Annotated in this window: 24 protein-coding genes and 1 pseudogene; 10 read left to right on the top strand and 15 right to left on the bottom strand. The window is 44.8% G+C overall.

Features of this window, described 5'->3' with window-relative positions; all coding sequences use genetic code 11:
* Positions 1–89: 89 nt before the first annotated feature.
* A complete protein-coding gene (locus tag UA76_RS00270) occupies positions 90–1,733 on the bottom strand; it encodes a methyl-accepting chemotaxis protein (protein ID WP_047042037.1) in 1,644 nt (547 codons plus the stop codon).
* 347 nt (positions 1,734–2,080) lie between these two features.
* Here UA76_RS00270 and UA76_RS00265 point away from each other — a divergent pair, with 347 nt between their 5' ends.
* The 4 genes from UA76_RS00265 to pstB all read left to right on the top strand — a co-directional run bounded on the left by UA76_RS00265 (position 2,081) and on the right by pstB (position 5,611).
* Positions 2,081–2,902 carry a phosphate ABC transporter substrate-binding protein gene (locus tag UA76_RS00265; protein ID WP_047042035.1) on the top strand — a complete coding sequence of 274 codons (822 nt, stop codon included), beginning with the start codon at positions 2,081–2,083 and terminating at the stop codon, positions 2,900–2,902.
* A gap of 97 nt (positions 2,903–2,999) precedes the next feature.
* Complete coding sequence (gene pstC, locus UA76_RS00260; protein WP_047042032.1) at positions 3,000–3,920, top strand: phosphate ABC transporter permease subunit PstC; 921 nt, start codon at positions 3,000–3,002, stop codon at positions 3,918–3,920.
* Between the two features lie 18 nt (positions 3,921–3,938).
* Positions 3,939–4,802: a phosphate ABC transporter permease PstA gene (gene pstA, locus UA76_RS00255; protein WP_047042158.1), complete on the top strand. Its 864-nt coding sequence runs from the start codon at positions 3,939–3,941 to the stop codon at positions 4,800–4,802.
* Between the two features lie 59 nt (positions 4,803–4,861).
* Complete coding sequence (pstB, locus tag UA76_RS00250) at positions 4,862–5,611, top strand: phosphate ABC transporter ATP-binding protein PstB (protein WP_047042030.1); 750 nt, start codon at positions 4,862–4,864, stop codon at positions 5,609–5,611.
* A gap of 244 nt (positions 5,612–5,855) precedes the next feature.
* Here pstB and UA76_RS00245 read toward each other — a convergent pair whose 3' ends face one another.
* Together UA76_RS00245 and UA76_RS00240 are read right to left on the bottom strand one after the other, a co-directional pair.
* Positions 5,856–6,692 (bottom strand): hypothetical protein, encoded by an 837-nt coding sequence (locus UA76_RS00245; protein WP_047042028.1) that lies wholly within the window; start codon positions 6,690–6,692, stop codon positions 5,856–5,858.
* Between the two features lie 52 nt (positions 6,693–6,744).
* Entirely contained in the window at positions 6,745–7,374 is a 630-nt protein-coding gene (locus UA76_RS00240; protein ID WP_047042027.1) for a hypothetical protein, read from the bottom strand.
* Positions 7,375–7,733: 359 nt separating this feature from the next.
* Here UA76_RS00240 and UA76_RS00235 point away from each other — a divergent pair, with 359 nt between their 5' ends.
* From UA76_RS00235 to UA76_RS00225, 3 genes are read left to right on the top strand one after another with little or no spacing between them, the layout of a single operon-like run.
* Complete coding sequence (locus UA76_RS00235; RefSeq protein ID WP_047042025.1) at positions 7,734–8,138, top strand: curli production assembly/transport protein CsgE; 405 nt, start codon at positions 7,734–7,736, stop codon at positions 8,136–8,138.
* 10 nt (positions 8,139–8,148) lie between these two features.
* Positions 8,149–8,556, top strand: coding sequence for a curli assembly protein CsgF (locus tag UA76_RS00230; RefSeq protein WP_047042157.1), 408 nt, complete (start codon positions 8,149–8,151; stop codon positions 8,554–8,556).
* Positions 8,557–8,573: 17 nt separating this feature from the next.
* Positions 8,574–9,410 carry a CsgG/HfaB family protein gene (locus UA76_RS00225; protein WP_047042023.1) on the top strand — a complete coding sequence of 279 codons (837 nt, stop codon included), beginning with the start codon at positions 8,574–8,576 and terminating at the stop codon, positions 9,408–9,410.
* Between the two features lie 69 nt (positions 9,411–9,479).
* On the opposite strand, the gene UA76_RS00220 is transcribed toward UA76_RS00225, so the two are convergent.
* From UA76_RS00220 to UA76_RS00210, 3 genes are all read right to left on the bottom strand, one after another.
* The gene (locus tag UA76_RS00220; RefSeq protein WP_047042021.1) at positions 9,480–9,839 is read right to left on the bottom strand and encodes a glutaredoxin family protein; all 360 of its coding nucleotides are present in this window, start codon (positions 9,837–9,839) and stop codon (positions 9,480–9,482) included.
* Positions 9,840–9,924: 85 nt separating this feature from the next.
* Entirely contained in the window at positions 9,925–11,502 is a 1,578-nt protein-coding gene (gene norR, locus UA76_RS00215) for a nitric oxide reductase transcriptional regulator NorR (RefSeq protein WP_047042020.1), read from the bottom strand.
* A 95-nt stretch (positions 11,503–11,597) separates the two neighbouring features.
* Positions 11,598–12,644: a DUF3541 domain-containing protein gene (locus UA76_RS00210; RefSeq protein ID WP_238322114.1), complete on the bottom strand. Its 1,047-nt coding sequence runs from the start codon at positions 12,642–12,644 to the stop codon at positions 11,598–11,600.
* Between the two features lie 412 nt (positions 12,645–13,056).
* On the opposite strand from UA76_RS00210, the pseudogene UA76_RS25510 reads away from it, so the two are divergent.
* Both UA76_RS25510 and UA76_RS00200 read left to right on the top strand, forming a co-directional pair.
* Positions 13,057–14,429, top strand: a pseudogene (locus tag UA76_RS25510) (diguanylate cyclase domain-containing protein).
* Positions 14,430–14,528: 99 nt separating this feature from the next.
* On the top strand, positions 14,529–15,926 hold the full coding sequence (locus UA76_RS00200) for a DEAD/DEAH box helicase (protein ID WP_047042018.1): 1,398 nt from the start codon (positions 14,529–14,531) through the stop codon (positions 15,924–15,926).
* A gap of 72 nt (positions 15,927–15,998) precedes the next feature.
* Here UA76_RS00200 and UA76_RS00195 read toward each other — a convergent pair whose 3' ends face one another.
* From UA76_RS00195 to UA76_RS00165, 9 genes are all read right to left on the bottom strand, one after another.
* Positions 15,999–16,931 (bottom strand): DMT family transporter, encoded by a 933-nt coding sequence (locus UA76_RS00195; protein ID WP_052771885.1) that lies wholly within the window; start codon positions 16,929–16,931, stop codon positions 15,999–16,001.
* 203 nt (positions 16,932–17,134) lie between these two features.
* Positions 17,135–17,740, bottom strand: a complete 606-nt coding sequence (locus UA76_RS00190; protein WP_420340880.1) for an HAD family hydrolase — start codon at positions 17,738–17,740, stop codon at positions 17,135–17,137.
* A gap of 57 nt (positions 17,741–17,797) precedes the next feature.
* Complete coding sequence (locus UA76_RS00185; protein WP_047042014.1) at positions 17,798–18,919, bottom strand: GGDEF domain-containing protein; 1,122 nt, start codon at positions 18,917–18,919, stop codon at positions 17,798–17,800.
* On the bottom strand, positions 18,916–19,383 hold the full coding sequence (locus UA76_RS00180; protein WP_047042010.1) for a putative pterin-binding protein: 468 nt from the start codon (positions 19,381–19,383) through the stop codon (positions 18,916–18,918). Before UA76_RS00180 ends, UA76_RS00185 begins: the two co-directional genes overlap by 4 nt.
* Before the next feature lie 274 nt (positions 19,384–19,657).
* Entirely contained in the window at positions 19,658–19,798 is a 141-nt protein-coding gene (locus tag UA76_RS24160) for a winged helix-turn-helix domain-containing protein (RefSeq protein ID WP_238322113.1), read from the bottom strand.
* On the bottom strand, positions 19,774–20,184 hold the full coding sequence (locus UA76_RS24155; RefSeq protein WP_238322102.1) for a response regulator: 411 nt from the start codon (positions 20,182–20,184) through the stop codon (positions 19,774–19,776). Before UA76_RS24155 ends, UA76_RS24160 begins: the two co-directional genes overlap by 25 nt.
* A gap of 30 nt (positions 20,185–20,214) precedes the next feature.
* Entirely contained in the window at positions 20,215–20,343 is a 129-nt protein-coding gene (locus UA76_RS25060) for a response regulator (RefSeq protein WP_272945990.1), read from the bottom strand.
* Between the two features lie 11 nt (positions 20,344–20,354).
* Positions 20,355–21,419 (bottom strand): ATP-binding protein, encoded by a 1,065-nt coding sequence (locus tag UA76_RS00170; protein ID WP_052771884.1) that lies wholly within the window; start codon positions 21,417–21,419, stop codon positions 20,355–20,357.
* 133 nt (positions 21,420–21,552) lie between these two features.
* Positions 21,553–21,822, bottom strand: coding sequence for a hypothetical protein (locus tag UA76_RS00165; RefSeq protein WP_047042008.1), 270 nt, complete (start codon positions 21,820–21,822; stop codon positions 21,553–21,555).
* Positions 21,823–21,979: 157 nt separating this feature from the next.
* On the opposite strand from UA76_RS00165, the gene UA76_RS00160 reads away from it, so the two are divergent.
* A complete protein-coding gene (locus UA76_RS00160) occupies positions 21,980–23,530 on the top strand; it encodes a cytochrome-c peroxidase (RefSeq protein ID WP_047042006.1) in 1,551 nt (516 codons plus the stop codon).

Below are 23,530 nucleotides of genomic sequence, written 5' to 3'. Positions count from 1 at the left end.
TAATTAGAGCAGTAAGTATCTGAACAATAATAAAGAGGGCAAACCAATGGTTTGCCCTCTTTTGCGTTAGATGTGCTTACAGGAGAGCCCTAAACCTTGAAGTAGCTCAATTGAGATTTCTGTCTCTCTGCTAATTGAGAAAGCTCCTGACTTGCCGCAGCTGATTGGGTAATGCCTGTTACGTTTTGGCTCACCAACTCATAGATATTGCCCAAGTTGTTGTTGATATCTTTGGTGACTTGGCTTTGCTCTTCAGAGGCCGTTGCAACCTGAGTATTGATGCCAGATAGTTGCTCAATCGACTGACCAATTTCAACCAGTGAGCTGCTTACTTCACCCGCAAGCGCTTGGTTGTTTTGCAGCATTTCAAGGCTAGAAGTCATGCTGTCGTTGGCACGGCCAGATTGGCTCTGTAACTCTTCAATGATTGACTGGATCTCTTTGGTTGACTCTTGTGTGCGCGCCGCGAGCATTCTGACTTCATCAGCAACCACGGCAAAGCCACGGCCGCTTTCACCTGCACGAGCCGCTTCAATGGCCGCATTGAGCGCTAACAGGTTGGTTTGCTCGGAAATGCTTTCGATGACTTCAATCACTTTACCAATTTGCTCAGATTGCTGTTTTAGCCCGCTAACTACATCAGCGGCTTCGGTGAGCTGATCTGCCATGTTTGCGTTTGCTCGGTTTGATTGCTCGAACATCTCGACACTTTTACGCGAAAGCAGGCTCGCACTCTTAGAAGCGTTATCTGCTGCGGCTGCATTATCGGTAACTTCTGCAGCAGCGCCATCAAGCTGATTAACCGCAGAGGCCACATGCTCAACTTGCTTTTTCTCCTCATCGGAGTTGACCGTTGCTTGTGTCATTACAGCAGCAAGCTCAGTCGAAGCAGACGCGACATCGACACTGATTCTGACCAGTGAGTCGACCGTTTCACGCAGTTGAACCACGGTACTATTCACATCTTTCGCTAAGGCCGTCACCTCGTTGTTGCCATTGACTTCAGCTTCAACAGTTAAATTCCCAGAGGCAACCTCTTTCATGACTGCTTGAAGACGTTTAATTGGCGCAACTATCCAGCCAGCTAGCACCCAACTCACCAGAGCTGCAAGAGTCAAAACGCCGATAAGACCCATTAGAGTTTGCGTTAATTCACTAGCATGCTCTTGTTCGTTAGCTTGCACTTTTCTTATTGCTAGCTTGTTGAGTTTGTCTGAAAGCTCTGAGATTGCTTTGACCATCTGCTTACCCGCATCGCGGTAGCTATCTGAGGCCATTAGATACTCTTGGTCAAACGATGCATCTAGTGCCATTCCACTGTGCTTCTTTTTGAGTAGCGGCAGCATGGTGTTGTTGGAGTAGTTGACGTAGTGAGTCATCGCATCGCGCATCTGGCGCACTTCATTTTGTAAGCCGTCAACGCTGTTAAGGGAATCTAACAAAGTGTGGTTATCGCGAAGACGTTCATTTAGCACCGTAGGCAGAACTCGAATCTCTTCGGCTTTAAACAGGCTGTAGATAGCGCTGATTCGCATGCCATAAGTATTGTCGATGATTTGCGTTAGGTGATCTTTATGAGTCACTAAGTCTTCAGTGGACTGGGAAACCTGTGAAAAAACGGATTTGAGATTATTGGTACTGTAAGTCACGCCTGATACAAGTAGTACCAAGGTGAGCAGAACAGGGACAACAACTTGAATCTTAATTGACAAGTTGCTGAGAAAAGTGCGCATTGTAAACCCTCTATTAATACTTCGTAATAATTATCATTATTACTTATGAGGGGTTGATTCTAATTCTATAGTGAAATAAATCAATTGCAATGTGGAGTAAGAGTTTCATTTTTGCGACAGAGCAATATGCACCTTAACTGACTGTAAAATAGACAATTAGCAGGCTATATTTTGTGATTGAAAATATTCCCTTACAAATCTGTATCAATTTTGTGCACCTGGTCTGGCTAGATCTTAACTGTCATGTAGCCTTCAAGTTAGTGAAACACAACTGTCATATTCGCATCCTAAAGTGAGCACCGTTCAAGTAAAACATAACGGCAATTCAGCCAACAAAGGAAATTGTGATGAAAAAGACAGTAATCGGTGCAATCGCACTTTTAAGCGCAATGGCAGTGACTTCAGTTTCTGCTAAAGAAACTATCTCTGTAGTGGGCTCAAACAGTGCTTCTCCGCTGGTTGAAGTTTTTGCAGAAACTTACATGAATAAAGGTGAACCAGTATTTATCGAAATCCAAGCACCTGGTTCTTCTGCGGGTATCCGAGCAGCGAAAAATGGTAGTGCAGACCTAGGCATCTCTTCTCGTAACCTAAAAAATGAAGAGAAAGAAGCGAGCCTAAAAGAACTTGTTATCGCTCGTGATGGTATTGCTGTTGTTGTTAACCCAAAGAACGAAGTTAACGCGTTAACAGCTGATCAAGTAACAGCAATCTACAAGGGTGAAATCACAAACTGGAAAGAAGTGGGTGGTGCAGATAAGCCAATCGTTGCAATCACACGTGACACGGCATCAGGTACTCGAGGCGCATTCGAAGATATCCTAAAACTTAAGATGAAAGTTGCAGGTAAGAAAGTTTCTGCAATCTCTCAACGAGCTCAAGTAGCTAACGGGAACGGTGCACTGAAAGTATCTGTCGCAAGCAACCCATACGCTATCGGCTTTATTTCTCTAGGTACTGTTGACGAAACAGTTCAACCTCTAGCGATCGACGGCGCTGCTGCAACGGTAGACAACGTTAAGAACGGTAGCTACAAAGTTGCACGTCCATTCCTAGTACTTTACAAAGATGGCGCTCCGTCAGCTGAAACTCAACAGTTCCTAGACTGGATGGTTCAAGACGAAGCTCAAGGCCTAGCAGCTAAAAAAGGTTACATCACAGTTAACTAATCTGTGACCCACTAAATTACGATTATTTGCTCAGCCTGCTTTTGGGCTGAGCCTTTTGCTTCTATTTCAGCATTTGCTTGAAATTGAGAGATTTATTATGACCATCGCGACAGATAGTAAAAATTTAACTAAGGCTAAGCCAACTGCCTCGCTGCGCTCAAAAAAACGTATTGATTGGCGTGAACGTATTTTCCATGGCTTATTCTTAACCAGTGCCATTATCGGCATCGTTTCATTGGCTGTTATTGCTTACTTCATTGTTATGGAAAGTATTCCTGCATTCCAAGAAGCGGGCGTAACAGGTATTGTTCTCGGCACACATTGGTTGCCACCAGCGCTCTACGGCGTTGCAACAATGATTGTAGCTTCAATGGTTTCTACCTTAGGTGCGGTTGTTGTCGGCGTACCCATTGGTGTACTTACTGCCATCTTTATTGCCGAAATCGCACCAAAGCGTGTGGCAGATATAATTCGCCCAGCAGTTGAGCTATTAGCGGGTATCCCTTCGGTGGTTTATGGCTTTTTCGGCCTTGTAATTATCGTGCCACTGATTCAAGACGTGTTCCAAGTTCCAGCAGGTAACACCATTCTGGCAGGTATTATTGTTCTTGGTGTGATGATTCTGCCGACAGTGATTACCGTATCGGAAACCTCAATCCGAGCAGTGCCTCGCACCTATAAAGAGGGCTCACTTGCACTAGGTGCATCGAATATCTTCACCATTTTTACTCTACTAGTACCGGCTGCACGTTCGGGCATCATGACTGGCGTTATTTTGGGTATCGGTCGTGCTTTAGGTGAAACGATGGCGATTATCATGGTAATGGGTAATGCCCCTGCTATGCCTGAAGGCATTCTTGATTCAGCTCGTACACTGACCGCAAACATCGCGATTGAAATGTCGTATGCAAGTGGCGTTCATGCAAATGCACTATACGCAACAGGTGTTGTTCTTTTGGTATTCATCATGATACTGAACGCTGCACTTCTGTACCTAAATCGCGAAAAAGCTCACTAAGCGCTCGGAGTAACAATGATGGATAGAGTTAAATTAAAACAATCTCGCGAGCGTAAAGACAAGATTCTCAATGCGTTCGTATGGTTTGCCGCTGCAGTGACAGTGGGCTTTCTGTTCTGGATTATCTGGTACATTTTGTCTAATGGCTTACAACATGTAGATTGGGCGTTCGTTACTGGTGACTACTCGCGCACGGGTGACTCACAAGGTATTTTCCCAATGATCATCTCAACCATTTACATGGTGATTGCATCCATTGCTGTGGCAGCGCCACTTGGAATTATGACTGCGATTTACTTGACTGAGTACGCCAAGGTCGGCAGTAAACTGGTTAAAGTCATCCGTTTCTGTACCGAATCTCTAGCGGGTATTCCTTCGATTATCTTTGGTCTGTTTGGTATGACATTCTTCGTTGTCATCCTAGGACTAGGATTCTCCATTTTGTCGGGTGCTTTAACACTGAGTATCCTAATTCTGCCAGTCATTATCCGTACCACGGAAGAAGCGTTAATGGCAGTACCACAGACGTACCGTGAAGGCTCATATGGCCTTGGCTCGTCAAAGATTTACACTATCTGGCGTCTAATCTTGCCTAGTGCAATGCCAGGTATCTTAACCTCGGTCATTCTAAGTATTGGTCGTGTAATTGGTGAATCGGCTCCGGTCTTCCTCACCGCAGGTATGGTGGCTCGTATTCCTGACTCTCTATTAGATTCAGGTCGTACATTAACAGTTCACCTATTTAAGTTAACTACTGAGCTATTCAGCGTTGATGAATGGAATCAGGCTTACGGTACAGCAACAGTGCTTATCGTGGTTGTGCTGCTGATCAACATGCTCACTAAGCTGATTGCCAAGCGTTTTAATACCGCTACTTACTAAACGTTATCTGAACCGAACAATTACACAAACTGAATTTAAGAATTACGAGAGATAAGCAAATGAACAAGTTTAATATTGAGAATCTAGACCTTTTCTACGGTGACAACCAAGCACTTAAATCGATCAATCTTCCTATTCCCGTTCGTCAAGTAACGGCGCTGATCGGCCCTTCAGGTTGTGGCAAATCCACGCTACTTCGTTGCCTAAACCGCATGAATGATTTGATTGAAGGTGTCACTATCACAGGTACGCTAGACATGGATGGAGTAGACATCTACGGCAACATCGACGTGGCAGATCTTCGTATCAAAGTGGGAATGGTATTCCAGAAGCCTAACCCATTCCCAATGAGCATCTACGAGAACGTGGCTTACGGTCTTCGTGCGCAAGGCATTAAAGATAAAAAGCATATTGATGAAGTGGTTGAACGCTCACTTCGTGGCGCGGCGCTTTGGGACGAAGTAAAGGATCGTCTGAAATCTCATGCATTTGGTCTTTCTGGTGGTCAGCAGCAGCGTCTATGTATTGCTCGTACTATCGCAATGGAACCAGATGTCATTTTGATGGATGAGCCAACGTCGGCACTTGACCCAATTGCAACGCACAAAATTGAAGAGTTGATGGAAGAGCTGAAGAAAGACTACACCATTGTTATCGTAACGCACTCTATGCAGCAGGCACGTCGTATTTCAGACCGAACGGCTTTCTTCCTAATGGGTGAGTTGGTTGAGCACAACGATACGCAAATCATCTTCTCTGAGCCGAAAGATGACCGCACTAAAGGTTATGTAAACGGCGACTTCGGTTAATCGAATTCACAAGGCAAATAATAACTATAAGCGATGGAAACTTTTGCCCCTCCCTAGAGGGGCTTTTTTGTGCCTGTGAACAATGGTCAGTTGTCGATTAGGTAATTATCGAAGGCTACTCTGCTTTTAGGCTACTGAGGGAGTTGGAATCATAGGTTGGCTTACAAAGTTAAGAGATAGTAGAAAAGAAAAAGGTGAAGACTAGCTTCACCTTTTGAGAGAGAAATATTAGATAGATTTGATATTAGTTTTGCTCTACGTAAACAGCATTGTAATTTGAATCATTAAGCGAAATATTTGCGTAATCGTAGCTTGATTGCACGACTTGGATGCCGCTTGAATCTGTTAGTGTATTTTCGCCACGGTTGCCGCTTGAGCTCACTAGGCGAATTTCGACGCCAGACTCGCTGCCGTTTTGATCAACGTCGATTTCGTTACGATCAGAGCTAGATAGGGATACAGTTGCTAGGTTTTCGTATGCCTGATCCAAAGTGATCACGTTTTTGTTAGACGAAGTAAGGGAAATGTCTGTCACGTTTTCGTAGTTTTGATTAACCGTGATTTCATTTTTATCAGATGCTCTAAGAACAAGCTTCGCTTCATTATCACGAGCAGTCTGTGTTACAGACAGTGTGTTTCCATCTGAATCATCACCACCTGACTCGACAACCTGGATTAATGTGTCATTCCAGTAAGACTGCTGATCTGAAGTAATTGTGTTGCCATTACCGCCATTGACTAAAATGTCCACATCCTCTCGGAAGTTTTGGTCAACGGTTACGACGTTTTTGTCGCCGTTATAAAGACGCACACGAGCTTCGTTGAATGTAGTTTGTTGTTCAACATCCACGGTGTTTCGATCTGCTGTGTTTACAACAACTTGAACCGTGTTTCCACGAGTTGAATACCCACCATCACTATTTTGGACGATTCGAACGTCATTGTGATCAGCTGATTGAAGGTCAATATCAGCTTGGTTATCAGAATAACCACTGTCTCGAGTTAATTGTAATTCTGGGACATTTGCAAGCACAGATGTTGACCCAATAAGACCAGCGATTAATATTGCTAACTTTTTCATGAATAGATCCTTGTTTTATCCGTTATTTTATTAATATCCTTTACGTAAACGTTCACTGTTTAACGTAAATACTGCGATTCATATGATTAATGAGGGTTATATTATCGCCCCCACTTTGTTCTATGCCGTAGCTGGCATTAGTTGTATCCACCACCCGGGCATAATTTCCGTCATTGTTTTGAATAATACTAATTTCACTACCACCGTAACTTCCGCTACATATAATGTGGTTGCATTGAATTAAATTAGCTTCGTTATAACTTCCGTTTTGCTCGATATAACCTGTATTGTCATGACCAATCTGGGTAAGCTCGGCGATATTTTCTGTTCCGTTGGTTTGTTTAACCAATGCCAAATTGTCATAGCCATACTGAACAACAGAAGCTGCACTGTTTGAAGATTGATCTTGAATGACCTTGGCTTTGTTAGTGCCAAAACCGTAACTATATTGAATAACCTTAACGCTAGAGTTATTGGTGTTGTTGAGTTCGACTTCGGCGTGGTTGTTGGCAGATGTGTTGAGGCTCTCGAGTTCATCGTATACAAGAGAACCGTCAAAAAAGCTCCCAAGCTGTGAAGGGGAGTCGATAGAGTAATTGACAGAAGCGAAGGCAGTAGGTGCAACACATATGAGTGTTGCAGCCCCTAATTGCTTTATCAGTTTTAATATTTCCCTTTCCATGACTATTAAACTCATTGCCGATGACTTGGGACTTATTATGTTTTACTGAGATAAATAGACAATAAACTTACCCTGTAAAATGCATGTTAAAAAAATAGATTAATGGTTGAGGATTTTTGTTACATATAAACTTAAGAACTATGGAACCTAAAATAGGTCTAGTTATTATTAATTATTTTTCTATTAATATGATTGTCGATGGCTAAATAGAAAATGCCGTCTCAGTTTTGAGATGGTCTAGAGCGTAGTATTCCAACCTGCATATTCGAGTTGAGTTTATTTGTGGAAATAAACTTGGCTTTAAGAAACGTATTCTCCTAGCTAGTTTCAGCTGGACTTGCAAATCGAGGTAGAAAGTCATGAGAGTTTTGCTTTTGATATTGGTCTTTTTACCTTCACTTGCTCTATCCAGTAACGCAGATGACAGTCTCCTTGAAGAAGAAGTCGGGGGACTGATTATCGATAGGACAGTGACTCGTTTAGGCGAAGATTTTTACTTCTTTTTTTCTCAGTTGATGAATGAACAGCATGAATCATTGCAAGAGAACTTTACGGTAAAAGAGCGTCCAACGGCGTTGTCAGGCAGCATTATCGCTGTTTCTCACCGACAACGAGTGCTGTATCGAACAGCGTTATCTCCCGGCAGAAGGCAAGCTCAAGATAAAGCGAAAGAGGCCTTGGGGGTAATGAATTCCTATTTAGTACGTTGGGAAGCGGAAAGAGCTTTTATGGATACATTTGACTTGGAACGAGATGAGTTTTAGAGGGATTGGTATGAAATGGAAAGCAGGTCTTTTCTTAGTGGCAGGGATAGTGGTTTCGCAGTCAAGTTTGGCTTCTGAGCTCGTTTATAAACCCGTAAATCCTAGCTTTGGAGGCAACGCGCTTAATAGCTCTCACCTGTTTGGTGTGGCGAATGCTATCAATGATTATAAACCGCCAGAAGATGAGTTGGACTTCGAAAGTGAATCGGCTTTAGACAGGCTAACAAACAGCTTGGAGTCTCGTCTGATTAGCCAGCTGTTGTCTGACATCGGCAATGGAAATACAGGCCATTTGGAAACGGATGACTTCTTCCTTAATGTGGTGGATAACGATGGCAACTTGACGGTTCAGATTGTAGACAAGATCTCCGGTGAATCGACAGAAATCCAAGTTGCTGGCTTGCAACCAGACCAATAGGGTAGAAAGGAATGAACATGAAGCTCATAATTTCCTGCATCCTAGTTTTGGTCATGACCGGATGCTCAAACTCAATGGGGATCCCTGAAGCGGATTCAGCTCCCACTTTGATGCCACGTGGTGCAACTTATCAAGATTTGGTTAGATTACCGGAGCCAAAAGGAAAGATTTTGGTATCGGTGTATGACTTTCGTGACCAAACAGGTCAGTATAAAGCACAACCGAACAGTAACTTCTCTACCGCGGTCCCTCAGGGTGGTACAGCCTTGCTAACCACATCACTGCTTGATTCAAGATGGTTTATTCCACTTGAGCGAGAAGGTCTTCAGAATCTACTTACAGAGCGTAAGATTATTCGCGCTGCACAGAAGAAAGGTGAAGGTGCGTCGAATCATGGTGATGACCTTTCTTCACTTAGCTCAGCAAACGTTGTGATTGAGGGCGGCATTATTGCTTACGATTCGAATATTCGAACGGGCGGCTTAGGTGCACGTTACTTGGGGGTTGGTTCGTCGGGTGAGTATCGGGCTGATCAAGTCACGGTTAACCTGCGTGCGGTGAATGTACGAACAGGACAGATTTTATTGAGTATCACCACAAGTAAAACGATTTTCTCTCACCAAATCAGTGCTGGTGCGTTTCGCTTTGTTGATTACAAAGATCTACTCGAAATCGAAATGGGGTATTCGAACAATGAACCCGTCAATATTGCCGTAATGTCTGCGATTGATGCCGCCGTCATCCATTTAGTGGTGAAAGGTATGGAACGTGGTATGTGGCAGCCAGCGGCGACTGAAGGTGAAGGCTTTGATGTTATTGAGCGCTATGCCGCTCAAACTCAAGTGATTCTTTAGTTAGTCGTATCACCATTGAAATAGAAAAGGGAGCACTCGCTCCCTTTTTACATTCTAATTTTTGGCGTTTTAGGCGAACTCTTTTTCCAAGTAGTTCACAATATCAGAAGACTCATACATCCACTCGATTTCACCATTGCGTTCTATTCGTAGGCAAGGGACTTTTACTCGACCGCCACCTTGCTCTAGCTCTTGCCTATGCTGTGGGTTACTCTTGGCATCTTTAAGCTCAATCTGTACCGATTGGCGTTTCATTGCTCGGCGAACCTTTACGCAGAAAGGGCATGCTTCGAACTGATAAAGGGCAAGAGACTGAGCTTTAGTATCCACTGATGCTTGTTGCTCTTGGGTGCGTTTGATTCCACGCGGTGAAAATACTGCATTCAGCAGTAAAATGATTTTTCCGAGTATCCAACGAATAACGGTCATGACTTTCTCTCTTTATTAGTATTTGTTGCAGCATTGTAGCGATTCAATGCAAGAGGTCAAAACTTCGATTGAATATTGCCAGACGTTACTCAATACGATGCTTTTTTGTCACTTGGATACCTAATCTCTTAGCTAGCCGAATTAGGTTTGCTCGGTCAACGCTTAGCTTTCTTGCTGCCTTAGCCCAATTGAAGTCTGCTGATTCTAAGGCGTTAATGACGGTCTTGCGCTGAAAGGCGTCGGTCGCTTGTTTCAGCGTGACAGTGTTTACTTCATCCGCTCCTGTACTTTGAGTGGTTTGCGATTCAGAGCTACCAGTTTGTACATCAAGTAGGGCAAGGTCGTTTTTACCGACAGAAACGATGGCATTCGAGCCAAATTTGGCTCTGGCTTTCAATGCGGCCCGGTTGACAACATGTTCGAGTTCTCGAACGTTCCCAGGCCATTGATAGATAGAGAGAGTATCCAGCGCTTCTGCTTCCCATTTAATGTTTCGGATCCCCAGTTTTCTTCTTGCTTGCTCCAAAAAGAAGCCCGCTAAAATCGTCACGTCGCCCTCGCGCTGGCGAAGTGGTGGAACGGTGAGAGGATAAACACTTAATCGATGGAATAAATCTGCTCTAAAGCGTCCTTCTTTCACTTCTACTGCTAAGTCTCGGTTAGTTGCAGCAAGCACACGCACGTCGATGACTTCGACATGATTTTGGCCCACGGGCTGTATTTCATTGCTCTGTAACGCTCGCAGTATTTTGCTTTGTGCGCTGAGTGGCAGCTCGCCGATTTCATCTAGAAACAGGGTCCCGCCATTGGCAAGGGCAAACTTACCTAAGCGGGAAGCATCTGCGCCGGTGAATGCGCCTTTTTTATGGCCAAACAGTTCACTTTCCACCAAGTTTTCTGGAATCGCGGCGCAGTTTACATAGATGAGAGGTTGCTTCTTTCGATCGGATTGGTGGTGGATGGAGCGGGCGACAAGCTCTTTTCCTACCCCTGTTTCGCCGAGAATCAGGATATTGAAATGCGAGGGGGCAACGACCTGAATGTCGGTATTGAGGCTTTGCATAATCTCACTTGAGCCAATCATATTGCTGCCGTCTCGCTCCCAAGCTTCCGTGTTGAGCTCTTCAATACGCTGCTCCGATTGCTGAGCTTTGAGTTCAAGTTTTGACACGGTCAAAGCCATTTTCAATGTAGAGGCGGCAAGGGCTGAAAGCGCTTCTAAACTGCGAGGCGAGATATTATCGAACACGTTTGGCATAAGGCTGTCTAGGGTGAGAACGCCCAGTAACGAGTCACCAAATATAAGAGGGATTCCCATGCAAGCATGCATAGGGAGATCGCCATCATGGTCTATCAATAAACCATCAAATGGGTCGGGAAGTGGGCTATCAGAGTCAAACCGAATAGCACGGGCAGATTGGCAGATTTGCTCAAACCTAGGGTGGTCCGAAACCTTGAAGCGTCTACCCATGGTATCTTTGGTGAGCCCTTGCATGGCAAGCGGCGTCAGGATACCGTTTTGCAATGACATCAAGGCAATGCAATCACATTGAATGGTTTTTCGAATGGCGTCGAGCAGTTTATCGAAGCGTTCTTGATCATTTTTGCCTTGGGCAAGGCCGATCGTCATATCAACGAGGGTGGAAATAGAAAGCTCTTGCATGTGTTATCCCAAATCAGTGTGTCATATTGACTGAGTGAAAGTCAGTATGACACAGACTGGCGATAGGTATCTAGATTAACTCATACTAGAGAGGTTTACTTGGCCGTCAATCCATAGGGCAAAGAACTAAACACTTTTTTGTGAGTCGAGAATTTTGGAGCGGCGTTAACACCTTGCCAGTCGAGTAGCATGATGGCTAAAACATTACGATGCTCACCGTAGGCGATATTGAAATCGCCAGTAATGGACGGGATCATCTTCTGTTCTGCGTCGATGGATTTTTGAATCGCTTGGCGAATCTTTTCGACAACGGGGTCGTCATCTAATCCCGCGAGTAGGAAAGCAATGCCGACTTCAGCCAAGATGTCTTCTTTGGCTCTGATTAAGATCGTGTCAATATTGGCGCGAAAGTAATCATAGATCCACTGATGTTCTTCCTCGCTGACGGCATATTGGTAGTACTGCGAATCGCCGAAAATAATATGTGTCATGCCATACAGCTTGTTACCGAACTGCTGAGTTGAGAGAGCAGAGTCTTTGGCATCAGGGTAGGCAAGGCGGAAATGATGAATGAACTCATCCACAACATCTTGCTCACCCAGTTGTCTTAACCAATACACTTGATTGGCCAGCTGGGCGGCCCATGCGGTGATCATGGACTCGTTAGTCACGTATACTTTGAAATCATATCGACGCAGTATTTCTCTTAGCTTCTCATCGCCTGGGTGTTTTAGTCCATACTCATCGGCTCGCGCCATAGAGCCAAGAAGGTCAACCCCTAAATACAAGTACTCAGGGTGGTGCTTAGTAATGTTGTAACGTCGTACACTTCGCTCATCCGTCTCGTCTGCATAGCTGAGAAGTCGATTTTCTGAATACAAAATGATTTCTTCCGGAGTATGAACTTGGTGTGCAAACTGATTAAGCTTACTTGCCACCCTTGCCATATCACTCCAAATAGCAGCGCTGTATTTACTATCTAGCGTTTGGCGGTACATACGCAATCCATAGTGACCTGCTTTGAAAGCTGGAAGCGTGTATAGGACTTGCTCATAAGTGGTTTTGATTTGTTGGGCTGACTCTTCATATGTGAGCGTATTTTTGGAGACTGGGTTGGCGAAAGATGGCAAGCAAACAGTCATTGTTAGCAGAATAATCGGCCATCTGTTCATGAGGCGTTTGTTAATCTGGTCTGTATTATCTGATTGGCTAAATTGAAGATTATTGTTACCCAACATTGTGCATCCTAGCGATTAATGTAGCGTTAAATCATAAGCCATTTTACGAACTTCACGTCAGTAGATTGTTAGCAGTACTGAATTTTTAGGTCTTCAAGTACTTAGGTTCAATATTAGGATTTCTATCAATTAAAGAGAAGTAACGCTCTGTTAAAGGTAAAAAATGTGTTTATGATGTGCTTGTATAGACGTGGTTTGTCCAAATCCTAACTATAGTAAAAGATACAATTATAAGTAGCGACAATGTTAGTTGGTTAGGTGATCTAGGCTTAAAAAGGCGGAAAGCGCTCAATATTGACTATACAAGAGGCCATGAATGGATGAACGGCAAAGCTGGAGACGGCTGTCCTATGCATTGATCATTCTTTTTATTTCTATCTCAATCACCTTAATAGAGTACGTTGATTATAGTCACAAAAGTTTCATTGCAGATGGTTTACAGACTCGAGCGAAAGAAGAGCTTTCAGTGATTCGATCAGAACTCGAAGCTGCCGTTGTGTCTGACATTTATGTGGCGCACAGCCTCTCTACGATCGTCACGCTTAACCCCATAGAGAACATCCGCAACTGGGAAGCTATTGCATCCAATATTATTTTGGAAGGGCGACACATTCGTATCATTGGTCTCGCCCCAGACGATGTCATTGAATATATCTATCCTTTTCCAGGAAACGAGGCCGCACTTGGCTTAGACTACCGCACGATTCCAGAGCAATGGGAATCGGTGAAGCTGGCTAGAGAGCTTAGGGAAATTTTCATTGCAGGTCCCATCGAACTCGTTCAAGGTGGGCAGGCGTTGGTCGCGCGCATTCCAATTTTTTTAGATCCTCCTTTTTACAATCAATATTGGGGGTAGTAAGTGTCGTGATCGATTTTGATTCTTTACTGATTGATTCCGGTTTAGAAACTTACGCTCATAATTACAGCGTAGGTATACGTGGCCTTAATAGTTCTGGCAGTGAGGGGGCCCAGTTTTATGGCTCCCAAGAATCGTTTGATAACAGTTTCGTCAGTGAAACTGTGCATTTTCCTCATGGTAGTTGGCAAATATCAGCTTCTGAAAACGAAGATCTATTAAAAAATCAGCCATGGTATCGGGTCAACTCGCCGAGGATTGTCGGCTATCCGGTTCTAATTTTTCTGTGCGTAGCGTTTGTCATCATTTATCGGTTGTATTGCGCCGCCAACGAAAAGGCATTGCACGATGAGCTGACGGGATTACCAAACCGTCGATACTTTATGTACTCGTTACAGCACCATTTTGATTCAGTGTCGGAAAAAGACCTTGAAGAAAACTTCGCGGTAATGAACATCGATTTAGATAAATTTAAATCCATTAATGATACCTTTGGTCATGCGGCCGGGGATAAAGTACTGATTGCTTGCGCGGAGAGGATTAGCAGCGTGTTGAGAAGTTCAGACTTAGTGGCAAGAGTCGGAGGCGATGAGTTTTTGATCATTCTTTATCGAATTTCAAATACGGAAGATATTGATGTCATCAGTATTGAGCTTCAAAAGGCCATTCGCCAAACCCCTGTGATCTATGAAGAACATCTGATTAATATTAATGCGAGTATTGGTTACGCCTTGTATGATGGGCACTATGAAACCATCGATCATCTTTTGAAGAGAGCGGATCAACGTATGTACGCTGAGAAGAATCGTCAGCAAATCGATACACTCAATTAAGATGTAGTTGCAGTTCCTGAGTAAAACCCCCAGAATAGCGCACCTTTGCAAGCTGCTCAGAGATGGTGCTGCTTTACCCTACTAAATTAAGAGAACTGTATGAGTTTTTCCTCCCTAGGTCTGTCTGATTCGATTTTAAAAGCTGTTGAAGAGCAAGGTTATCAAACGCCTTCGCCTATTCAGGCCCAAGCAATACCAGCGGTATTGAAAGGCCAAGATGTAATGGCTGCCGCCCAGACAGGAACAGGAAAAACTGCGGGTTTCACGCTTCCAATTTTAGAGCTGCTTTCCAATGGCCCTAAAGTGCAAGGTAACAATGCTCGAGCGCTTATCTTGACGCCAACGCGTGAACTCGCCGCTCAGATCCAAGATAACGTAGAGAAATACTCACGCTACTTAGATCTGAAATCAGCAGTCGTTTTTGGCGGGGTTAAGATCAATCCGCAAATGATGAAACTCAGACAAGGGTGTGATGTACTGGTGGCAACACCGGGGCGTCTGCTTGATTTGTATCAGCAAAATGCGATTAAGTTTAGCCAACTGGAAGTGTTGGTGTTGGATGAAGCTGACCGCATGTTGGACATGGGTTTCATTCGCGACATCAAAAAGATCCTTGATTTGCTACCAAAGCGTCGCCAGAACTTACTGTTTTCTGCAACTTTCTCAGATGAGATTCGTCAGTTAGCGAAAGGTTTAGTTAACGATCCAATCGAAATCTCTGTAACACCGAAGAATTCTACTGCGAAAACCGTTGAGCAGCATGTGTATTGCTCGGATAAAAAACGCAAAGCGCCGCTGCTTGCCAATTTGATCAAAGAGGGCGACTGGCGTCAAGTGTTGGTATTTAGCAAGACCAAACATGGCGCGAACCGATTGGCACGTTTCCTAGAAGCAGAAAAGATCACAGCGCTGCCGATCCACGGTAATAAGAGCCAAGGCGCACGTACTAAGGCGTTAGAACAGTTTAAATCGGGTGAGATTCGAGTGCTGGTGGCTACCGATATTGCGGCTCGTGGCCTCGACATCCCTCAGCTACCGCAAGTCGTGAACTTTGATTTACCCCATGTCGCAGAAGACTATGTTCACCGTATTGGACGCACAGGCCGAGCGGGAGAGTCTGGAAAAGCGTACTCATTGGTTTGCGCCGATGAAGCTAAAGAGCTATTCGCCATTGAACGTTTGATTCAAAAAGTGCTGCCAAGAACTGAACTTGAAGGATTTGTACCTGTTCACAAGCTTCCAGAGTCGAAGTTAGATACTCGCCCAATTAAGCCGAAAAAACCAAAGAAACCAAGAAAGCCTAAAGCTCAACAGGGTGGTGAAGTCGCTAAATGTGAACACAAAGATGGTCAGCGCAGCGGCAACAATGCGAGAGGCAATAAACCAAAGAGTAAGAACCCTCGTCACAGAGCCGACGGTAAGTCATCTCAGGGAAACAAGCCTCGCTCTCGCAGACCGGCAAACAAACAGAGCAAGCAATCGAACAAGTCTGCTTAGCCACTGACTTATCTTATCGATGAGCCCCTTGTTAGCGATGTTTAAGGTATTGGCTAACAAGGGGCTTTTTCACTACTTCTGATTCACTTTGTATACGGAGTAAATTACCAACACCATACCGATGATGTGATAGATACCAAAGGGTTCATCCAGTATCGTCACCGCGAATATAGCAGTGATTAGTGGGCCGACGTTACTTGATAGACTCAGTTCACTGGGAGTTAGCCGCGCCATCGCTGCTGAAATTAAGTAAGACGGAATCACTGTGCAAAAGATACCGAGTAAAACTCCGATGGTGACCAGCTCCGCACTCCAATCTGAAATGACAGCGCCTGAAACTTGCAAGTGAATTAGGATCGCAACCCCTGCGCTTCCCATGCCTATGCTGGTAAAAATCTGACTTCCCATTCGACTAATTAACGGTTTACTCCAAACTAAGTAGAATGCAAAAGCAAGAGCTGAGGCCACAGCGAGTCCACTACCCACTAAAATGTCTTTGCCAAGCTGCGAGAAGTCGTGCATCACAATGATGGATACTCCCAAATAGCCAATGGCTGTAGCAAATACGGTTTTTTTACTGGGTTTCTGCTTGAAAATGAACCAGCTAATTAACACCACAAAGGTTGGAAACAAGTAGATTAAAAGGCGTTCCAGTTGAGCAGAAATAAACGCCAGTGCTGCGATATCCAAGTAGCTGGCTGCATAGTAACCGAGTACTCCGATAGCGATGGCAGGCAGAGCATTACTGCGTATCTTAGCTCGATTTTCTGCGCTTCTAGCAAGGTAAATCAAGATAGCTAAATAGGCAGGGAGTGAGCTAAAAGCTCGCAGTGACATGATAGAGGCAGGATCGCCGCCGGCTTGATAAGCGAGCTTTACCATAACGGGCTTTAGCGAAAAGAGTAGGCAGCCCACTAGCGCCAAAATGACTCCAAAGCGATGTTGATTCAAACTTTGGGGAGGGCCAGTTCGTTCTGTTGGGCTATCAGTCACTGTGGTTGTCATAGCTCATTTCCTTTGATTGATGGTTAAGAAATGGCTACGAGACAGGGGCCTTGGCTACGAATCTCGTAGCCTAAGGATGTGCGAATACCTACCGGCTACAGGGTATAGAGAGAAGAAGCCAGAGGTTAAGATTTAAAATTCGCATAACGATCCTTGAATGGTGAATTTTTAGCCTAACGCAATATAGCGCATGACGACAAGCTTTAATTGTTGAAATGGCGAATAAAAAGTTGGTGAAGATCGGTCAAGTGCGGAAGAGCGATGGTGGCCATATCGGCAAAATCGAGGTCTCGTCCATGTGTCATCAGACAAGACGGCATTCCTGCGTTGTCGGCCGCTTGAAGGTCATAAATGTAATCACCGACGTATAGAATGTGTTTACACGGGTAATCCCACTGTTCAGCCAACGCCAACAAAGATGTTGGGTCAGGCTTAGGTGGATAATGTTCGCGGCTAATGACGTGCTCTATGGTGATATTGTTGTGTTCCAACTTCAGCGCTGTTGCGGGTTCACAATTTCTCGTGACGATCGCCGTCTGAAGATTTTCTTGACACAAGTACTTAAGGAACTCGATACAACCTGGCATAGGTTCAGAGGACTTAGCGTCCGACATTTCATGGTCGATGACCTGCTGGTGGGCAGCCTGAGTTTGGATTGGACAATCAATCTCATCGATAAAGGTGAGTAAATCGTATTGAGGCGGACAACCCATTTGTTGCCTTAACGCTTGAAAGTCCATGTCCGATGATACTAGCGTATTATCGAGATCAAACACAACTGCTTTGATGTCAGCAATTAGCTTATCCAAACTCAATCCTCGACGTTGAAAGTTACCCTTGGTTCTACGAGTATATCGCTAGTTAGATCAATTCACGACACCATTACTTAGACGTTGCTCGCGAGAATGTTTCATTTGGTACATCTTCATATCTGCGCACGCGATAAGTTCATTGATGGTTTCCGCTTCATCTGGAAATACGCTGTGACCAATACTTGTAGAAATGGACTGTACGTTGGTCTCTGACAGGCTGATTCCACGTTTGAACGATCGGAAGATCTGATGCTCAACACTAATGATGGCGTTATTCTCGACAGTATGCAGAATAATTGCGAACTCATCTCCGCCAATACGATAGATATCGTAAGAGTAGCCCGAGATCTCGCGAGACAGTCTTCGAGAAATAGCGACTAAAACGGTGTCTCCCGCCTGATGGCCGAATTGGTCATTGATCGGTTTGAAACCATTAAGATCAAGCAACATGAGAGTAAAAGGCTCATTGTGCTTTTGCAGTTTAGTCAGGCTGTGAAACATCGCCAGTCGGTTACCAATACCGGTTAACGGGTCGGTGAAGGCCAATTGCCGATTATATATCGCTTCTTTATGCAATATGTAAGTGACGAGCAACATGCACAGAAACAGAAAGATCATCAGCATATACTGCACATAGTTTAGCCATTGCGCTTGCTCAGCTTGCTTCTGATAAAGCGGACTTTGGATGCGGAAGTTGCTGTTGACGTACTGGATCATGTCGTCGTAAAGCGCCATGGTGTAACGGGTATAATTCAAGGCGTCGTCTGGGTTTTTCAAACCGAGTAGCAGCTGCTCACTTTGTTGAAACTCAATAAACAGCTGGGTAAAAAACTCTCTTGCACCTTCCGTTTCCAGAAAGTTGTCGGCTTCGTGGCTGTTAAGAATCAGGTCGAATCGACTCCAAGTGAGCTCGTATTTGAGTTTGGTCTCTTCTAGGCTCTCTTCATCGTTCATCGAAAAAGGGGCGATAGCAACTAATTCAGAAAACTCTTTAGTTAACTGAAAGAGAAACCAAGTGGCTTGATTTCGCTGCTCGTTGTATGACTTAGCTAGCTTACGCGTCTCGGTAAGATAGAAAATATTGGCGCATATAAGCAGTACAGAAAGCACGATGAGTAAACGTTTCGTGCGAATAATCGTTGGGCTTAAAGCGTGGGTTTTTTTGCTTCTTATCATGGTGCTTCGTGGATCAGTACTTCGTCTATTTGCCAAACCATCTGCGTGTAATAGATTTGGTTGTCGATTTCAGGATGTTTATCCAGATTGAAGACCAGCCAAAACGGGCCTTTATTTCGAACCTTCATTTTCTTGCCATTCAGGTGATAGGCAATAATCGGCTCGTAATCCAAAATATCTTTGATTTGAGTGGATGAAGCATAGTCGTTAAGGGCGACAAACGAGACGGACGCGACATCAGAGACACCAAGATAATCAAGTAGATCCGTTACCTTCACACCAGAAAAGGTGTGAGGCCCATCTAACCAAGGTAGATGAGTGGTGAATGAGTCCAGTGGCAGTGTCGATTCGATTGTCTTCAAAGAGACACTCTTGTGACTTTCGTCAGCAAATCGAACGACCAGTTCTGCGGCGACCAGAGTGGGGGCAAACAAACAAGAAAGACAGAGCAAAATCCATTTCATATACAGCGTTTCCTATAAAAAAGGCTTTGTTTTTATTATTGATATAAATGTAATTATACGTTGGAGTGATGAAAATTTGAACGAAGATATCACTTTTTATCCAGATGCCATAGTGTTAACAACAAAAAAGCCTTTGTAATCAATACAAAGGCTCGTCGCTATTTTGTTGCTCTGACGTCCAAAACAGACTCTAGACATTTGCCACTTAGAGTCTGAAGCCCGTTTTTCAGAGAAGGTTAGTGCGAGTTAGTCTTCTTTAAACTTCCTTTTGACATCAAAATAGCAGCTTGTAACCTACGCTGTAGACAGATTGCACAACATCTTTGTCGTTATTAACAGCATTGAGCTTTTTTCTAAGTTTCTTGATGTGGCTATCAACAGTTCTTTCACTTACGACGCGATGATCTTCGTAGATATGATCGATGAGCTGCTGACGTGAGAATACCCGCCAGGTTTGCTTGCCAGTTGGTTGAGTAAGTTGAACTCGATAGCGGTAAGCTCAATTTCTTGCTGTTTAAACGTTGCAACAAGGCGCTCTTTGTCTAATTCAAGTACGGGTTTTGGTGCGGAATACAAATCCTGCTCACCCTTGTTGGCGTGTAGGGTACGACGAAAGACCGTTTTGACTCTTGCCACGACTTCTCTCGGCGAGAAAGGTTTACAAATATAGTCATCAGCACCGAGCTCAAGGCCAAGTAGTCGATCTATCTCTTCAATTTTTGCGGTGATCATTATGATCGGCACGTCATTAGTGGCGCGGATTTCTCGGCATATGGTTAGGCCGTCTTTAACGGGCAGCATGAGATCGAGAAGGATCAGATCCGGTTGATTTTACTCGACCCATTTTACGGTATGCTCACCATCAAACTGCTGTGTGGCCTCATGCCCCGCTTGGACCAAGTAATCACTAAGTAGCTGAGATAGCTTAGGTTCATCTTCTACGATGAGAATATGTGGCATGGTGTGTTCCTTTAATCGATATAGCGTGGCAATGTCACCACAAGCATTAGGCCGCCAAGCGAAGAGTGCGATGCGGTGATCTCTCCAGCATGGGGCTCGACAATTTTTTTCACAATGGCTAAGCCAAGTCCTGACCCGCCCTTGCTTCGGTTTCTTGAGCTCTCAACGCGGTGGAGCTTTTCAAACAACCTCGGTAAAGCAGCATCCGGCACACTTGGCGCAGTGTCTTCAAAAATGAGGGTGACTTGTTGCTCATTTGCATCAAGCGTGACAGATACCTCACCAGGGCTATCGGTGTATTTTTCGCTGTTGCTCAATAGGTTTTCGATGAGCTGCTTGATACGTGTATCGTCGCCGTCAATGTACAAAGCGGGCTTTTCAATATGCCAGTTTAAGCTGAACCCTAACTGCGCCATTTGATGGGACTTCTTCTGACACGTCTCTTCAAGCAACTCACTTAAATCAAACGGCGCCATTTGATAGCGATAAGCGCCAATGTCTGCATTTGTGAGTTCATACAAGTCTTCAATTAACTTTTGAAGATGGAAGATCTCTTCTTCTATTGAGGCGAGTGTTTTCGAGTTTGCCGGCCGAATGCCATCTAAGATGGCTTCAAACTCACCTTTGATTACAGACAGCGGCGTTCTGAGTTCATGAGCGGTACTGGCTAACCAATCTCGTCTTGCACTCTCCGCGGCTTCTAACGTGACCGCCAGCGTGTTGATGTCTGCAGCCAGCTTAGCGATTTCTGTATTGCCCGCCACATTCGAGCGAGCAGCATAATTACCCTTGGCAATTTGGCCTGCCGTTTTGGTGATGCGAGTGACAGGCTTAATGAATGCACGTGAGAAAAAGTACGCGGCAATGGCACCAAAACTCAAAGCAATCATTGCAATGTAAATAAACGCGTACTTTTGGCCTTCGGCAAATGCAATGTCGTAAGATGCTGTTGGTGTTCTTGATGGCGGCCAAGCTAAGTAGGCTATCGTAGTGCCATCGACGATGATGGGCAAAGTACGGAAGTCTTCTCTGTATGGGCCTTTTATCGACGCGAAATTGGTGTCGAGCAAAGACACTGGCGCGTGATCTTGCGGTGGCGGGCGGCGGCCTGGCTAGGTTGAGAGGGGCGATTTTCACCGGATTTATCAAATTTTGTCGGAGGCCTGCGCTTCTTATTCGTATCTGAGCCTTTCTCCGCGATCCAGTTTTTCATCGTTTCAGGGGTAAGTAGCTCCCTCCTTGAGAGAGAAAAATAGCTTTGCGCCAGTAGTAACTCTGCTTGAGTAGAGAGATATCCCCATTGATTTCGTGAAATGTCGCGATGTTATTTGCAAGTATCTGATAGGTAACTGCTTCACGCTCGTTGATGTAGCGTATCAGGCCTCGATCGAAGCTCCATTGAATCGCTACATAGAGCAGCAGTAGCACCGCTCCTAGTGTGACTAGAAAACTCATCCATAAGCGTAAAAACAGCGACATATCCACTCCAACATCTTGACGCATAGAGAGTATATGCTGTTTCGTTCAGAAGCGAACCTATCTCGATAAACTTGCACAATTGATCCACATTTCTTGCTCAAGATGTGCACTTTCGTTGTTTAGCCTTGTAGTAACTGCCAATAAACAAGGGAATGATATGTTTATCTCAAGCAAAAATACGCGAGTATGGTTAGCTGCAGTATGTTCTGCGCTTATTGTAACTGGCTGTGGTGGTGGCGACGGAGATGGCTCTGGCGCGACTACCGATGCGAATGCAGGAAATCAGCAGACTCAATCAGAGTCGGAACTTGAGTTAATCATTGCCAACTTCAATTTAAACACCGACCCAACCGCAAATCGAACAATCCCCGATATCAACGATCCATTACCACAGCTGGGCAAGAAACTGTTTTTTAGTAAAAGTCTGAGTGGTGACCAAGATGTCGCATGTGCAAGCTGTCATCATCCAACGTTGGGCGGTGCTGACGCTTTGAGTCTACCTGTTGGCGTGAATGCTGTTCAGCCGGAGGTGATGGGTCAAGGGCGTGTCGATGGCGATGAACTGCCAGACGTACCGAGAAACAGCCCAACAGTGTTTAATGTCGCTTTGTGGGATACCAGTCTGTTTTGGGATTCTCGAGTTGAGAGCTTAGGAAAAGAAGCGGGGCAAAATGGCGCAGGCTCTGGGATCAGCACACCTGATTCAGGCTTTGGCGTTGCAGATAGTAATGCTGGTAATAACCTAGTGACTGCTCAAGCTCGCTTTCCTGTTACGTCTGTAGAAGAGATGAAAGATACTACCTTTGAATCGAGTGAAACGAATGAATCGATTCGCGATCACTTAGCAGCTCGAATTGGTGATTTTGGCGAAGGTTTTGGAGAGCTCGCCACCAACCAGTGGCTGACAGAGTTCCAAACGGCCTTTAATAGTTCAGCTGGCGCATCAACACTCATCACTTTCGATAATATCGCCCTCGCACTGGGGGAATATCAACGTTCAATGGTGTTTGTTAACTCGCCATGGCAAGATTATTTGGAAGGGGATCTTGAAGCGCTTAGTGATGCTGCTATTGAGGGAGCATTGCTGTTCTTTACCGCGACAAGTGAAGGCGGCGCAGGATGTGTAAACTGCCATAGCGGCACACTATTTAGCGACGGCCAGCAGCACACGGTTGGCTTTCCTCAAATAGGACCGGGTCAAGGAGTTGGTGACGATGACGACTTTGGGTGCGAGCTGATCACTGGTGACTCTGATGATCGTTATCGTTACAGAACGCCATCTTTGCTCAATGTTGCAGCGACGGCACCTTACGGCCACGCTGGCGCATATGCGACTCTAGACGATGTATTACGTCACTATAATAACCCTCGTGGAACCGTTGATGACTTCTTTGATAATGACGAGCTGTGTGACTTGCCCCAGTTTGTGAACGTCACGGTATGCAACAGGCTATATTCTGATGCTCGAGGCAATTCATTTAGCGCGCTGAACAAACTCCGTGATGAGCAAAATGACGGTACCTCTTTGTTCAATAATACCAATATCAATGGGAATGAAAGAGCCCAACTGGAAGCCTTTTTGAATGCTTTGACCGACCCTTGCGTATTGGATCGTGACTGCTTAAGCCCTTGGATTGCAGATGAAGTGAGTGATAATCCAGACGACAATGTACTCATTGCCCAAGATCAGTTTGGGGATCCTCTCTAG

This window comes from Vibrio mexicanus (genome assembly GCF_001012815.1).
Lineage (GTDB): Bacteria > Pseudomonadota > Gammaproteobacteria > Enterobacterales > Vibrionaceae > Vibrio > Vibrio mexicanus.
The sequence above is the reverse complement of the archived record's forward strand: the minus strand, read 5'-3'. Positions and strand labels throughout refer to the sequence as shown.

What these genes read in the sequence shown, in the direction of transcription:
- UA76_RS00270 (WP_047042037.1), bottom strand. Translation starts at nt 1,733, where the DNA reads ATGCGCACTTTTCTCAGCAACTTGTCAATTAAGATTCAAGTTGTTGTC.
- UA76_RS00265 (WP_047042035.1), top strand. Translation starts at nt 2,081, where the DNA reads ATGAAAAAGACAGTAATCGGTGCAATCGCACTTTTAAGCGCAATGGCA.
- pstC (WP_047042032.1), top strand. Translation starts at nt 3,000, where the DNA reads ATGACCATCGCGACAGATAGTAAAAATTTAACTAAGGCTAAGCCAACT.
- pstA (WP_047042158.1), top strand. Translation starts at nt 3,939, where the DNA reads ATGGATAGAGTTAAATTAAAACAATCTCGCGAGCGTAAAGACAAGATT.
- pstB (WP_047042030.1), top strand. Translation starts at nt 4,862, where the DNA reads ATGAACAAGTTTAATATTGAGAATCTAGACCTTTTCTACGGTGACAAC.
- UA76_RS00245 (WP_047042028.1), bottom strand. Translation starts at nt 6,692, where the DNA reads ATGAAAAAGTTAGCAATATTAATCGCTGGTCTTATTGGGTCAACATCT.
- UA76_RS00240 (WP_047042027.1), bottom strand. Translation starts at nt 7,374, where the DNA reads ATGGAAAGGGAAATATTAAAACTGATAAAGCAATTAGGGGCTGCAACA.
- UA76_RS00235 (WP_047042025.1), top strand. Translation starts at nt 7,734, where the DNA reads ATGAGAGTTTTGCTTTTGATATTGGTCTTTTTACCTTCACTTGCTCTA.
- UA76_RS00230 (WP_047042157.1), top strand. Translation starts at nt 8,149, where the DNA reads ATGAAATGGAAAGCAGGTCTTTTCTTAGTGGCAGGGATAGTGGTTTCG.
- UA76_RS00225 (WP_047042023.1), top strand. Translation starts at nt 8,574, where the DNA reads ATGAAGCTCATAATTTCCTGCATCCTAGTTTTGGTCATGACCGGATGC.
- UA76_RS00220 (WP_047042021.1), bottom strand. Translation starts at nt 9,839, where the DNA reads ATGACCGTTATTCGTTGGATACTCGGAAAAATCATTTTACTGCTGAAT.
- norR (WP_047042020.1), bottom strand. Translation starts at nt 11,502, where the DNA reads ATGCAAGAGCTTTCTATTTCCACCCTCGTTGATATGACGATCGGCCTT.
- UA76_RS00210 (WP_238322114.1), bottom strand. Translation starts at nt 12,644, where the DNA reads ATGACTGTTTGCTTGCCATCTTTCGCCAACCCAGTCTCCAAAAATACG.
- UA76_RS00200 (WP_047042018.1), top strand. Translation starts at nt 14,529, where the DNA reads ATGAGTTTTTCCTCCCTAGGTCTGTCTGATTCGATTTTAAAAGCTGTT.
- UA76_RS00195 (WP_052771885.1), bottom strand. Translation starts at nt 16,931, where the DNA reads ATGACAACCACAGTGACTGATAGCCCAACAGAACGAACTGGCCCTCCC.
- UA76_RS00185 (WP_047042014.1), bottom strand. Translation starts at nt 18,919, where the DNA reads ATGATAAGAAGCAAAAAAACCCACGCTTTAAGCCCAACGATTATTCGC.
- UA76_RS00180 (WP_047042010.1), bottom strand. Translation starts at nt 19,383, where the DNA reads ATGAAATGGATTTTGCTCTGTCTTTCTTGTTTGTTTGCCCCCACTCTG.
- UA76_RS24155 (WP_238322102.1), bottom strand. Translation starts at nt 20,184, where the DNA reads ATGCTGCCCGTTAAAGACGGCCTAACCATATGCCGAGAAATCCGCGCC.
- UA76_RS25060 (WP_272945990.1), bottom strand. Translation starts at nt 20,343, where the DNA reads ATGCCACATATTCTCATCGTAGAAGATGAACCTAAGCTATCTCAGCTA.
- UA76_RS00165 (WP_047042008.1), bottom strand. Translation starts at nt 21,822, where the DNA reads ATGTCGCTGTTTTTACGCTTATGGATGAGTTTTCTAGTCACACTAGGA.
- UA76_RS00160 (WP_047042006.1), top strand. Translation starts at nt 21,980, where the DNA reads ATGTTTATCTCAAGCAAAAATACGCGAGTATGGTTAGCTGCAGTATGT.